The following is a 12,851-nucleotide window of genomic DNA, read 5'->3' on the forward strand; positions in this document are numbered from 1 at the left end:
CACCGCCTGCATTCGTATGAGCACGCTCACCATCCGCCCAGCCACCATCGACGACATCCCTGTGATCCTGCGCTTTGTGCGCGCGCTGGCGGTGTATGAGAGCGCCGCGCCCGAGCTGCAGGCGCTGGCCGCCGCATGACGCCATGAGATCGCCCATCGCCATCGTCGATGTCGACCGGCTCGACAGCTGGACGCGCTACCGCGCCGGCCTGTGTGCGAGCTGCGCGGCCAACTGCTGCACCATGCCGCTGGAGGTGCAGTTGCCGGATCTGGTGCGGCTGGGGCTGGTCGATGCCTTCGAGGCGGAACATGTGGCGCCCAAGCTGATCGCCCGGCGGCTGCTCAAGGCCAGGCTCATAGACCACTTCAGCCCCAGGCACGAGCTTTTCACCCTGGCGCGGCGCTCCAGCGGAGATTGCAATTTCCTGGACGCCACGACACGGCTATGCACGGTGTACGAACAGCGGCCCGAGACCTGCCGCCTGCATCCGCAGAAGAAAAGCCCCAAGCCGGGGTACTGCGCATATGGGGCGAAGGCGCCGCCGCGGCGCGGTTGAAAACAAATCCGCTCGCCGGCATGCCATCGGGCTATTCGGGCGGTGATGCCTGCTTGATCACCCCCCGCTCCAGCAAGAGCGTGATCTGCGTCTGAGACAGGCCGGCCTCGCCCAGGATCTGCACGTCGGCGCCTTCAGTGCGCGGCAAACAGCTTGCCGCGCGCGGCCGCCGTGATGGCCGCCACGGCCGGGTGCGTGATGCGACGCTCGACCGAGATGGCATAAAACTCCTCCGTCAAGTCTTGCGGCGTGCCCAGCCACTGCACCTGGTACTGCTGCGCGATCTCGCCGGCCAGCACGGCGGGCGCGGCAAACACGCCCCGGCCCTCGCGGCCAAAGGCCTTGAGCAGTGCGCTGTCGTCGAACTCGGCCGCCACCTGGGGCGTGAGCTGGTGTTGGTGCAGCCAGGCGTCAAGACGGGGACGCAGTGCAGTGTGCGTGCTGGGCAACAGCAAGGGCATGGCGGCCAGGCAGGCGGGAAAGGTTTTCTTGGCGCGTTGCGCCGTCAGCCCCGCCGCCTTGAGCAGCCGGGGCGCGGCAAAGAATCCCACGCCCGAGCGCCCCAGCAGGTGGGTATAGACGCGCACGCTCAGGCTGACGGGCGCAGGCACGTCCGAGACGATCAGATCCAGCCGGTGCACCGCCAGCTCGCCCAGCAGTCCCGTGAGCCCGCCCTCGTGGCAGGCCAGGCGGGGGGGCTCGGGCAGGTCCATGGCCGGCTCCAGCACATGGAAGGCAACAGCCTTGGGTACCGAGTCGGCAATGCCCACGCGCAGCACCGTGCTGCGCCGCGTGTCGCGCCCGCTGGCCAGTGCCTCCTGCAGCGAGGCGCCCAGGGCAAAGATCTCATCGGCATAGCGCATCACCAGACGCCCCGCATCGGTGGGCTCCACACCCCGCCCCACCTTGCGCAGCAGGGGCTGGCCCATGTGCTCTTCCAGCAGCTTGATCTGGCCGCTGAGGGTTTGCGGCGTGAGGTGCAGTTGCTCGCTTGCGCGCACGATGCCCCCGGTGCGCAGCACGGTCCAGAAGTAGTGCAGGTGCTTGTAGTTCATGGCGTCAACAGTGTGGTTTTATCGAAGTATCTGAAGAATTTTCTGATTTTTTTCTGAGCGATGCCTGCCTACAGTGCGCCCATGGCCACCGCTTCGAAGGAGTCCCCATGAAATGCCCGCACTGCACCACATCCACGCTGGTCATCACCGAGCGCAGCGGCGTCGAGATCGACTACTGCCCGCACTGCCGGGGCGTCTGGCTGGACCGTGGCGAGCTGGACAAGTTGATCGAGCGCTCGCTGCACGAGCCGCCGCCGTCCCACGGCAGCCTGGGCTACGAGCGCACCGCAACGCGCCGCCCCCGCAAGTCGTCCTGGCTCAGCGACATCTTCGACTGACGCTCCCGTCCACCATCCACCCGCCCGTCCCTTTCCATGACTGAATTCCTGCTCACCCCCTTCCTGGGCCACGCCGTCTGGCTGTGGCTGGTTTTCGTGGCCGTGGTGGTGGCCTTGCTCGCCTTCGACCTGGGCGTACTGCACCGCGACGACCACGAAATCGGCATCCGCGAGAGCCTCTGGCTCTCCGCCGGCTACATCGGCGCCGCCACGCTCTTCGGTGCCTGGCTCTGGTGGCAGCTCGGCAGCCAGAGCGGCATCGACTACTTCACGGGCTTCGTGGTCGAAAAATCGCTGTCCATGGACAACGTGTTCGTGATCGCGATGATCTTCTCGTTCTTCGCCATTCCGCGCCAGTACCAGCACCGCGTGCTGTTCTGGGGCATCCTGGGCGTGATCGTGCTGCGCGCGCTCATGATCGGCCTGGGCGCGGCGCTGGTGACGCAGTTCTCGTGGGTGCTGTACCTGTTTGGCGCCTTCCTGGTAGCCACCGGCATCAAGATGCTGTGGATGGCCGACCACACGCCCGACCTGGAAAACAACCCGCTGCTGCGCTGGCTGCGCGCACACCTGCGCGTGACGCCACAGCTGCACGGCAACGCGTTCTTCGTGCGCGCCCCGCATCCCGCCACCGGCCGGGCCGTGACCTGGGTGACGCCGCTGTTCCTGGCGCTGTGCATGGTGGAATTTGCCGACCTGATCTTCGCCGTGGATTCGGTGCCCGCGATCTTCGCCATCACCACCGACCCGTTCATCGTCTACACGAGCAACATCTTCGCCATCCTGGGCCTGCGCGCGCTGTATTTCGCGCTCGCGGCCATGATCCACCGCTTCGCCTATCTCAAGTACGCGCTGGCCCTGGTGCTGGTGTTCATCGGCGGCAAGATCTTCCTGGTCAACCTCGTGGGCAAGATCCCCTCGCTGGTGAGCCTGGGCATCACGGTGGGGCTGATCACGGGTGGCGTGCTGGTATCGCTGTGGAAGACCCGCGGCCAGAGCGCTGAGGCAGTGACGCAAGCCCCCGAAGATGCGCCTGTCGCACACAAGGGCGGGGATGCCATGTAAGCCCATTGACGCAAAGCACAGACGGAAGTTCTGTGCAATGGTGGGAGGAGACCGATCCGGCCCGGCATCAGGCCGAATCCGTCAGCCCCACCATTTGCTATTTTATTAATAGCTTTTAACGCAATCTACATAAGCGCTGCAGCCATATTTTCCCCAAATGATGGCAGTAGAACCGGCTGTGCCACACTAGCGCCCCTATGTCTTCTACGGAATGGGCCCGGGCGGCCCTGCAGGCGTTCGATGCGGTGGTGCAGGGCACCGAGGGGTTTCGTGGCCGCGCGGGCCAGCGCGCCATGGCCGAGCAGGTGGCGCGCACCTTCAGCGAGGCCCAACTGGGCAAGGTGGACGAGGAGGAGAGCGCGCCCACAAGGGCCATCGCCGTCATCCAGGCCGGCACGGGCGTGGGCAAGTCGCTGGCCTACAGCGTGCCCGCGATTGCCATGGCGCTGGCGCGCGGCACACGCGTGCTGATCTCCACCGCCACCGTGGCGCTGCAGGAGCAGCTGGTGCACAAGGACCTGCCGGCGCTGGCGGCGCGCATGGACCAGCCCTTCCAGTTCGCTCTCGCCAAGGGGCGCGGGCGCTATGTGTGCAAGCTCAAGCTGGAGCGCCTGGCCGGCGGCAGCGCGGGCGGCGACGACGGGCTGCCCGACGACGACCTGTTCCCCGAGGAGGCCGCGGCGCAGCGCCAGCGCCCGCGCCACGACGCCGAGGCGCGCATGAAGTTCTACGCCAGCATGGCCGACGCGCTGGCCACGGGCCTGTGGGACGGCGACCGCGACACCCTGGACAACCCGCCCGAACCCGAGGCCTGGAGCCCGGTGGCGGCCGAGGCCAGCTCCTGCACCGGCAAGCATTGCCCGCTGTTCAGCCAATGCACCTACTACGAGCGGCGCAAGCAGCTGGTGGCGGCGCAGGTCATTGTCGCCAACCACGACCTGCTGCTGTCGTCGCTGGGCGCGCGCCTGCTGCCCGAACTCGACAACTGCCTGCTGGTGATCGACGAGGCGCACCACCTGCCGGCCACGGCGCTCGACCAGTTCGCCTGCGAGGCCGACCTGTCGCGCCTGACCTGGATCGACAAGCTGGCCAGCCGCGCGCTGCGCATAGGCCAGCTGGTGGAGGTGGAGGAGATCGCCGACATCCCGAACCACGCCGCGCGCCTGCGCGCAGCCTTGCAGGACCTGGCGCGGCTGGTCATGGACATCTATGGCGAGCAGCTGCGCGCGCCCACGCCGGGCCGGCGCCAGTTCGCATCCGCCATGCCCACGCGTGCGCGCGTGCCGGGCGGTGCGCTGCCCGAGACGCTCGTCGAGCCCTTCGGCCAGGCCGCCCACCATGCCGAAGGCTTCCTGCAGGCCCTGCGCGCCATTGCCAAGGCCCTGCGCAGCGAGATGCGCGACAAACCCGACGAGGCGCGGCGCCTGTCGCAGCTCTACGCCCAGATCGGCGCCCTGGCCCCGCGGCTGGAGGGCCTGCACGCCGCGGCCCAGCTGCTGCTGCAGGACGCGCCCGAGGGCGCGGTGCCGGCGGCCAAATGGTTCACGCTGGAGGTCGATGGCGACTTCATCGTCGTCAAGGCCCATGCCAGCCCGGTGCTGCCCGGCTCCACGCTGCAGAACCACCTGTGGTCGGCCGTGCGCGGCGCGGTGCTGACCTCGGCCACGCTCACCAGTTGCGGGCAGTTCGACTTCTTCCTGCGCGAATCGGGCCTGTATGGCGACGCGGCCGTGACCACGCTGGCCGTGCCCAGCCCCTTCGACTACGCGCAGCAGGGCACGCTGGTGGCCACCGAGACCCGGGCCGAGCCGCGCGACGCCCAGGCCTTCACGGCCGAGATGGTGGATGCGCTGCTCAGTGACCTGGCCCTGGTCGAGGCCGGCGCGCTGGTGCTGTTCACCTCGCGCGAGCAGATGCGCCAGGCCGTGGACATGCTGCCCACCGCCATGCGCAGCGCCGTGCTGGTGCAGAACACGCTGCCGCGCCCGCAGCTGCTGGCACGCCACCGCGAGCGCGTGGCCGAGGGCCTGCCGTCCATCATCTTCGGCATGCAGTCCTTCGGCGAGGGGCTGGACCTGCCGGGCGCGCTGTGCGAGTCGCTGTTCATCACCAAGCTGCCCTTCGCCCCGCCCGACGACCCCGTGGGCGAGGCGCGCGCCGAATGGCTGCGCGGCGCCGGGCGCGACCCGTTCAGCGAACTGGTGGTGCCCGCCACCGCCATCCGCCTGGCGCAATGGGTGGGCCGCGCCATACGCACCGAGGAAGACCGCGCCCATGTCTATTGCTACGACAAGCGCCTGGTGCGCACGGGCTACGGCCAGCGCCTGTTGAACGGCCTGCCGCCGTTCACGCTGCAGCGGCGACAATCGGCGGCATGAGCCACGACACCATTCCGCCCTGCCCGCAATGCGGGCTGGCAAACACCTACCCCGACGGCGCCAGCTATATCTGCCCCGACTGCACCTTTGAATGGCCCATGCAGGCCGAGGCCCTGGATGCCGAGCCCCCGCAGGGCGAGGCCATCGTGCGCGACGCCCACGGCAACCCGCTGCAGGATGGCGACGCCGTGATCCTGGTGAAGGACCTCAAGGTCAAGGGCTCGTCCTCGGTGCTCAAGAAGGGCAGCAAGATCAAGGGCATACGCCTGGTCGATGGTGCCGACGGGCACAACGTGGACTGCAGGACCGAGCTGGGCAGCATGCTGCTCAAGTCGGAGTTCCTGAAAAAAGCCTGAGCACCATGCCATCGCCGATCGCCGTCATCGACTTCGAGACCACCGGCATGACCCCGGCCCAGGGCGCCCGCGCGACCGAGGTGGCCATCGTGCTCATCGAGGGCGAGCGCGTCGTGGACCGCTTCCAGAGCCTGATGCAGACCGGCGTGTGGATACCGCCCTTCATCACCGAGCTCACGGGCATCACCAATGCCATGGTGGCCGCCGCCCCGCCCGCCGTGGAGGTGATGCGCGCGGCCGCGCGCTTTGTCGGCGACACGCCCATGGTGGCGCACAACGCAGCCTTTGACAGCAAGTTCTGGCAGTCCGAGTTGCGGCAGGCGGGCCTGGACGCGCCGCAGCCGTTTGCCTGCACCGTGCTGCTGTCGCGCCGCGTGTTTCCCGATGCGCCCAGCCACAAGCTCGGCAATCTGACGGCCCACCTGGGCCTGCCGCACACCGGCCGCGCCCACCGCGCGCTGGCCGACGCCGAGATGGCCGCCGCGCTGCTGGCGCGCATGCAGCGCGAGCTGTGCCAGCGCTTTGATCTCCCCTGGCCCGATCACGCGCTGCTCATGCAGCTGCAGCGCTGCGCGCGCCAGTCCATGGGCAAGCTGCTGGACAGGCTGGCACTGAATGCGTCAGGCGCTCTGTAACTATCTTATTGATAGCTATTGGCGCTTTATGAGCAAGCGTTTGACGCCAATTTGGCCTGATTAGTGACATATCTCAGACAGCACTCGGTCAACAAACGCCACGTCATTCCGGCGAAAGCCGGAATCCAGCGGTTTGAGTGCTGCGAGGCTCCTGGATTCCGGCTTTCGCCGGAATGACGGTGATCTGAGGCATGTGCCTAATCAGGCAATTTGGCACTGAATAGCACCGCAGATCAGGACCTCGCCCACAGCGCTGGCCGCAGCGCCGCAGCCAGGTCGCGCGCCAGCCGCCCGATGTCGCGCGGTCCCACGGCCCCCAGGCTGATGCGTATGCCCGGGCCACTGTCCAGCCGCAGCGGCGCACCCGCCTGCACGGCCCAGCCGCGGGCGGCCATGTGCTGCACCACGGCGGCCTCGTCGGCCACGGGCAACCACACCTGCAGGCCCTCGCCGCGCTCGCAGTCGCACGCCATGCCGTGGCCGCGCAGCGCCTCGCCCAGGGCGGCGCGCCGTGCCGCGTAAGCGGCGGCCATGTGGCGCCATGAGCCGCGTGCCCTACCCTTGCTCGCCTGGCGCCACAGCTGGGCCGCCAGCTGCTGCAGCCAAAGGCTGACCCAGCGCGGGCCCAGGCCCTGGTGGGCGCACATGCCCTGCACCAGCTGCGGTGCGCCCGTCACAACGGCCACGCGGCAGTCCGGTCCCAGGCTCTTGCTGAGCGACAGCACATGCAGCCACAGCGGCGGCAAGGCGCCGGCCATGGCCAGCGGCGCGGCGCTCAGCGGCCCCCAGTGGTCGTCCAGGATCAGCAGCGTGTGCGGGCTGGCACGCAAGCCGCGGCGCAGCGCCTTCCAGCGCGCCGCCGTCATGGCCACGCCCGTGGGGTTGTGCGCGCGCGGCGTGAGCACCACGGCGGCGCAGTCCTTGAGCACCCCGTCGCCCGGCACGACCATGCCCTGCCCATCGACGGCCAGCGCCACGGGCACCAGGCGCAGGCTGTGCAACAGCGCCAGCAGCGGCGGCCAGCCCGGGTCCTCCACGCCGACGCGGTCGCCGGGGCGCGCATGCTGGCGCAGCGCGCGCTCCACGGCGTCGAGCGCGCCCGAGAACACGCCCATGGCCTCGGTGGGAAGGCCCTGGCCCTGCAGCCAGGCGCGCGCCAGCGCCAGCAGCGGCGTATCGGCCTCGGTGGCAGCGCCGTCCAGCGGCTGGGCCAACGCGCTCGCCCAGGCCTGGCCGCGCGGGCGCGGCAGCAGGGCGGCGTCGGCATGGCCGCCGGCCAGGTCGCGCAGCCCCGCGGGTGCGGCATAGACCGGGGCAGGGGAGGGCGGCTCACCCGCCACGCGCGTGCCGCGCCGGCCCGCCGTGAGCACGCGGCCTGCGCCGCGCAGCCGCGCATAGGCGGCCGCCACGGTATTGGGATTCACGCCCAGCTCAAGGGCCAGCTGGCGCACCGGGGGCAGGGATGCGCCGGGCTGCAAGGCGCCGCTGCGCATGGCATATTCAAGGCTTGTGGCAATGTCTTTGGCATTGCTTCCTTCAACAAACAATCGTGTCATGAGTACATTTTATTGTTTGTACTAGTACGAAATTTTGTACTGTCACGATGGCATTGGATTTTTTCCGGGCAAGGCCCGGGTTGTTCCTGTCACGCCTGGAAACAAGAATGCGCGAAAACCCGCCGAAAAGCCGTTCCAGAAGTAGCGAGAGGCCGCAGCAGCCCCAGGCGCATGCCGGCCCTGGCACACCCGGCGGGAGCTGCCTGATAGGCTTGCACGCATGCACACCTTTGCCCTCCCTGCCCTGATGCTCGCGGCCGGCCTGCTGGTGGCCGGCTGCGGCACGCCGGCGCCCAGCGCACCGCGCGCCGGCGCCTATTCCCGCCTGTCGCCCGAGCAATCGAGCGACATCGCCATCCACGCGCTGGGCCTGGTGGGCACGCCCTACCGCTATGGCGGCAACACGCCCGAGGGCGGCTTTGACTGCAGCGGCCTGATCGGCTACGTGTACAGCAGCCGCGCCGGCGTGGCGCCACCGCGCACCGTGGCCCAGCTGAGCGGCTTTGGCGCGGCGGTAGAGGAGGGCGAGCTGCGCACCGGCGACCTGGTGGTGTTCGGCCGCGGCCGGCCCACGCATGCCGGCATCTATGTGGGCCAGGGGCGCTTCGTGCATGCGCCATCGACGGGCGGCACGGTGCGCCTGGATCACCTGCAGTCACGCTACTGGGCGCAGCAAAGCGCCAGCTACAGGCGGCCCTGATCCCGCGCCCTGTGCACAGGGGCGACAATCGCGCCACCATGACGCTCATCGACCGCCCCATCCCCGCGCCCACCACCCACGACACCACGCGCATCGACGACCTGCGCATCAAGGCCGTGCGCCCCTTGATCACCCCCGCCATCCTCGAGGAATGGCTGCCCGCGCCCGATGCCGCGCAGGCGCTGGTGGAGGCCAGCCGCCTGCAGCTCTCGCGCGTGCTGCACGGGCTGGACGACCGGCTCATCGTGGTCGTGGGGCCCTGCTCCATCCACGACCATGACCAGGCCATGGAGTATGCGCGGCTGCTGAAGAAGGAGGCCGATGCGCTGCAGGACGACCTGCTGGTCGTGATGCGCGTGTATTTCGAGAAACCGCGCACCACCGTGGGCTGGAAGGGCTACATCAACGACCCGCACCTGGACGGCAGCTTTGCCATCAACGAGGGGCTGGAGCGCGCGCGCCTGCTGCTGCTGGACATTCTGGCCCTGGGCCTGCCCGTGGGCACGGAGTTCCTGGACCTGCTCTCGCCCCAGTACATCAGCGACCTGGTGAGCTGGGCCGCCATCGGCGCGCGCACCACCGAGAGCCAGAGCCACCGCCAGCTGGCCAGCGGCCTGTCCTGCCCCGTGGGCTTCAAGAATGGCACCGACGGCAGCGTGAAGGTGGCCGTGGACGCCATCCAGGCCGCAGAGGCGCCGCACGCCTTCATGGGCATGACCAAGATGGGCCAGGCCGCGATCTTCGAGACGCGCGGCAACCATGACTGCCATGTGATCCTGCGCGGCGGCAAGGCGCCGAACTACGGCGCGGACTACGTGCAGGCCACCTGCGAGCAGCTGAAGAAATCCGGCCAGCGCGAGCAGGTGATGATCGACCTGTCGCATGCCAACAGCAGCAAGCAGCACGCGCGCCAGATCGTCGTGGCCGAGGACGTGGCCGCGCAGATCGCCGCGGGCGATGCACGCATCACCGGCGTGATGATCGAAAGCCACCTGCAGGAGGGCCGCCAGGACATCACGCCTGGCCAGGCGCTGGTGCATGGCGTGTCGGTGACGGATGCCTGCATCAGCTTTGCGCAGACCGTGCCGGTGCTGCGGCAACTAGCGGCCGCCGTGCGTGCGCGGCGTGCTGCCACCTCGTAATTGATAGCTGCTTACGCTTGATGGATAAGCGTTAGCAGTTGTTTTTATCAAATTCTTCAAACCCAGGCGCTGTCTGCCACGGCGGACAGCGCCTGCGGCGCCCGCGCGGCTCCCATGGATCGCCAGCGAAAATCCCGCCACCGCTGGCAACGGACACCCGTCATCACGTAACATGATGTAAAACCTCCTCTTCTGGCCGTCATTGGAGTGCGACAAGCCATGCCGCCTGAGCGTTTTAGTGTGTTTGACGCCGTCTGGGACTGGGATCGCATGAGCGACATCAGCGAGCGCCGCCGTATCGAGGCCAAGCTGCTGCGCCTGAGCCGTGTCCAGGGCATGCGCAATGCCTGCAGCGAAACGCTGCTGCGCGCCGGCAGCGAGGCCGAGCTGCTGCACGCCGTCTGCAAGCTGGGCCTGGACGTGGGCGGCTTCCGCATGGGCTGGGTGGGCATGGCACGCGACGATGCCGCCAGGCGCATCGACATCGTGGCCTGCGCCGGCAGCATGGACGGCTATATCGAGAACCTGCAGCTGAGCTGGTCCGCGCAGGAGGAGGGCGGCCGCGGCCCGGCCGGGGTTTGCGTGCGCAGCGGGCGCACGGTGGTGGTGCGCGACCTGCGCCACAGCGCCGTCTACCAGGATCAGGCACAGCGCCTGGCCGGCCTGGGCTGCCACGCCATCATGTGCCTGCCGCTGCGCAACGCCCGCGCCACCTTCGGGCTGCTGTGCCTGTATGCACCCGAGGTCTTGCACCTGGACCCGCAGGAGTTGCAGTTGCTCGAGTCCATGGCCTCGGATCTGGCCTATGGCATAGGGGACCTGCGCGCACGCGCCGAGCAGCAACTGCTGCAGGCCAGCATGGTCAAGGTGGCCACGGCGGTTTCCGCCGAAACCGGTGCCACGTTTTTCCAGCATCTGGCGCACCACATGGCGGACGCGCTCTCGGCGCAGGTGGCCTGCGTGGTGCGGCTGCTGCCCCCCGTGGAGGGCCAGCCCCTGCGCGCCGTGACGCTGTCGCATGTCTGCGATGGCATCGCACAGCCCCCGCATGAATACATCCTTGAGGGCACGCCCAGCGCACGGTTGCTGACGCAGGAGGCGCTGGTGATCGGCGATCGCCTGGGGGAGCTGTTTCCCCAGGACGAGGTGCTGCTGCGCTCCAGGGTCCGCAGCTATGCCGGCCGGCAGCTCACGGGCAGCGACGGCAGCCCCATGGGCATGATCCTGGTGATGTTCCACGCGCCGCTGCAGCAGGTTCAGTTCGTCGACAGCGCGCTGCAGATCTTCGCGGCGCGTGCCGCGACCGAGCTGCAGCGCCAGATGGACGACCTGCGCATACGCCAGCAGGCCTCGCTGCTGGACAAGGCGCGCGACGCCATCATCGTGCGCGACCTCGAGCACCGCATCACGTTCTGGAATGCAGGCGCCGAGCGCATGTACGGCTGGAGCCGCGGGCAGGCGCTGGGCCGCAGCATCATCGAGCTGCTGGACCAGGATCCGCAGGTCTTTCTGCATGCCACCGAGCAGGTCCTGCGCCAGGGCGAGTGGAGCGGCGAGCTGCAGCAATCGACCCAGGATGGCCGGACCCTGGATGTCGAAGGCCACTGGACCCTGGTGCACAACGACGCGGGCGAGGTCGAATCCATCCTGGCCATCAACTCCGACATCGGCCCACGCAAGGCGAACGAGCGCGAGATCCAGCGCCTGGCCTACTTCGACGCGCTCACCGGCCTGCCCAACCGCGCGCAGTTCATGCAGCGCATGGGCCAGGCGCTGGCCACGGCGCAGCGCCAGTGCCAGGGCGGGGCGCTGCTGTTCATCGACCTGGACAACTTCAAGACCCTGAATGACACCCTGGGCCACGACCAGGGCGACCTGCTGCTGCGCAGCGTGGCCCAGCGCCTGAGCGGCTGCGTGCGCAGCGTGGACCTGGTGGCACGCCTGGGAGGAGACGAGTTCGTGGTGCTGCTCGAGCAGATCGGCGCCCAGCCCCTGACCCTGGCCGAACATGCCCACAAGGTGGGCGAAAAAATACTCAGCGTGCTGTCCCAGCCCTACGCGCTGTCGGGCCACCAGTACCGCAGCACGCCCAGCATCGGCCTGGCCCTGTTCGACGGCACGCCCACCACCGTGGGCGAGTTGCTGAAGCACGCCGATCTGGCCATGTACCAGGCGAAGATGGCCGGGCGCAGCACGCTGCGCTTTTTCGACCCAGGCATGCAGCAGGCCGTCGATGCCCATGCGGCGCTGGAGGCCGACCTGCGCGCCGCGCTGGCGCAGCAGGAGTTCTCGCTGCACTACCAGCCGCAGGTCAACGCCCGCGGCCAGATCCTTGGCGTGGAGGCGCTGCTGCGCTGGTCCCACCCGCAGCGCGGCATGGTCGCGCCCGCGCAGTTCATTCCCGCGGCCGAGGAGAGCGGCCTGATCCTGCCGCTCGGGCGCTGGGTGCTGCACCAGGCCTGCGCGCTGCTCGCCGCCTGGCAGGAAACGCCCGCGCTGGCCGGGCTGAGCATGGCGGTGAACGTGAGCGCACGGCAGTTCCGCGATGCCGGCTTCGTGGACGACGTGGCGCGCGTTCTGGCCGTCACCGGCGCGCCGGCGGCGCAGCTCAGGCTTGAGCTCACGGAAAGCCTGCCGGTGCAGGACATGGAGGCCACCATTGCCACCATGCAGGCATTGCACGCGCATGGCGTGGGCTTTGCGCTGGACGACTTCGGCACGGGCTATTCCTCGCTGTCCAACCTCAAACGCATGCCCGTGGCGCAGCTCAAGATCGACCGGAGCTTCGTGCGCGACCTGCTCAGCGATCCCAACGACGAAGCCATCGTGCGCACCATCGTCGCCCTGGCCGCAAGCCTGGGCCTGGGGGTCATCGCCGAGGGCGTGGAAACCCAGGAGCAGTGCGACTCGCTGGCCCAGGTCGGCTGCCTGGTCTACCAGGGCTATTTCTTCAGCCGCCCGCTGGCAGCCGAGCCGCTGCAGCAGCTGCTGCTGGCGCACCACGGCCCGGCAGGTTCAGCGCCATCATCCGGCGGTTGACCGCTGCCCGATGGATGATTAGGGATAAAA

11 protein-coding genes and 1 pseudogene are annotated in these 12,851 nt (G+C 68.8%); 10 read left to right on the forward strand and 2 right to left on the reverse strand.

Going from position 1 to position 12,851, the window contains the following annotated elements; all coding sequences use genetic code 11:
- Nucleotides 1–16 precede the first annotated feature (16 nt).
- A complete protein-coding gene (locus P7644_RS00400) occupies nucleotides 17–139 on the forward strand; it encodes a hypothetical protein (protein WP_404301036.1) in 123 nt (40 codons plus the stop codon).
- Between the two features lie 4 nt (nucleotides 140–143).
- Nucleotides 144–557, forward strand: coding sequence for a YkgJ family cysteine cluster protein (locus P7644_RS00405; protein WP_404301037.1), 414 nt, complete (start codon nucleotides 144–146; stop codon nucleotides 555–557).
- 134 nt (nucleotides 558–691) lie between these two features.
- On the opposite strand, the gene nhaR is transcribed toward P7644_RS00405, so the two are convergent.
- Entirely contained in the window at nucleotides 692–1,612 is a 921-nt protein-coding gene (nhaR, locus tag P7644_RS00410; RefSeq protein WP_404301038.1) for a transcriptional activator NhaR, read from the reverse strand.
- Between the two features lie 107 nt (nucleotides 1,613–1,719).
- Between nhaR and P7644_RS00415 the strand changes: the two genes are divergently transcribed.
- The 5 genes from P7644_RS00415 to P7644_RS00435 all read left to right on the forward strand — a co-directional run bounded on the left by P7644_RS00415 (nucleotide 1,720) and on the right by P7644_RS00435 (nucleotide 6,384).
- Nucleotides 1,720–1,950, forward strand: a complete 231-nt coding sequence (locus P7644_RS00415; protein ID WP_404301039.1) for a zf-TFIIB domain-containing protein — start codon at nucleotides 1,720–1,722, stop codon at nucleotides 1,948–1,950.
- Nucleotides 1,951–1,986: 36 nt separating this feature from the next.
- The gene (locus tag P7644_RS00420; RefSeq protein ID WP_404301040.1) at nucleotides 1,987–3,015 is read left to right on the forward strand and encodes a TerC family protein; all 1,029 of its coding nucleotides are present in this window, start codon (nucleotides 1,987–1,989) and stop codon (nucleotides 3,013–3,015) included.
- A gap of 197 nt (nucleotides 3,016–3,212) precedes the next feature.
- Entirely contained in the window at nucleotides 3,213–5,393 is a 2,181-nt protein-coding gene (gene dinG / locus P7644_RS00425) for an ATP-dependent DNA helicase DinG (RefSeq protein WP_404301041.1), read from the forward strand.
- Nucleotides 5,390–5,749 carry a zinc ribbon domain-containing protein YjdM gene (locus P7644_RS00430; RefSeq protein WP_404301042.1) on the forward strand — a complete coding sequence of 120 codons (360 nt, stop codon included), beginning with the start codon at nucleotides 5,390–5,392 and terminating at the stop codon, nucleotides 5,747–5,749. The genes dinG and P7644_RS00430 overlap by 4 nt, the downstream gene beginning before the upstream one ends.
- Nucleotides 5,750–5,754: 5 nt before the next feature.
- The gene (locus P7644_RS00435) at nucleotides 5,755–6,384 is read left to right on the forward strand and encodes a PolC-type DNA polymerase III (RefSeq protein WP_404301043.1); all 630 of its coding nucleotides are present in this window, start codon (nucleotides 5,755–5,757) and stop codon (nucleotides 6,382–6,384) included.
- Between the two features lie 233 nt (nucleotides 6,385–6,617).
- On the opposite strand, the gene P7644_RS00440 is transcribed toward P7644_RS00435, so the two are convergent.
- Nucleotides 6,618–7,940: an aminotransferase class I/II-fold pyridoxal phosphate-dependent enzyme gene (locus tag P7644_RS00440; protein WP_404301044.1), complete on the reverse strand. Its 1,323-nt coding sequence runs from the start codon at nucleotides 7,938–7,940 to the stop codon at nucleotides 6,618–6,620.
- A gap of 220 nt (nucleotides 7,941–8,160) precedes the next feature.
- Here P7644_RS00440 and P7644_RS00445 point away from each other — a divergent pair, with 220 nt between their 5' ends.
- The 3 genes and pseudogenes from P7644_RS00445 to P7644_RS00455 form a co-directional block, all read left to right on the forward strand.
- Nucleotides 8,161–8,640: a C40 family peptidase gene (locus tag P7644_RS00445; protein ID WP_404301045.1), complete on the forward strand. Its 480-nt coding sequence runs from the start codon at nucleotides 8,161–8,163 to the stop codon at nucleotides 8,638–8,640.
- Between the two features lie 38 nt (nucleotides 8,641–8,678).
- Nucleotides 8,679–9,782 (forward strand): 3-deoxy-7-phosphoheptulonate synthase, encoded by a 1,104-nt coding sequence (locus tag P7644_RS00450; protein ID WP_404301046.1) that lies wholly within the window; start codon nucleotides 8,679–8,681, stop codon nucleotides 9,780–9,782.
- Between the two features lie 273 nt (nucleotides 9,783–10,055).
- Nucleotides 10,056–12,821, forward strand: a pseudogene (locus tag P7644_RS00455) (EAL domain-containing protein); the annotation flags it as partial.
- Nucleotides 12,822–12,851 lie beyond the last annotated feature (30 nt).

Source organism: Alicycliphilus denitrificans, from assembly GCF_044792555.1.
Lineage (GTDB): Bacteria > Pseudomonadota > Gammaproteobacteria > Burkholderiales > Burkholderiaceae_C > Alicycliphilus > Alicycliphilus denitrificans_A.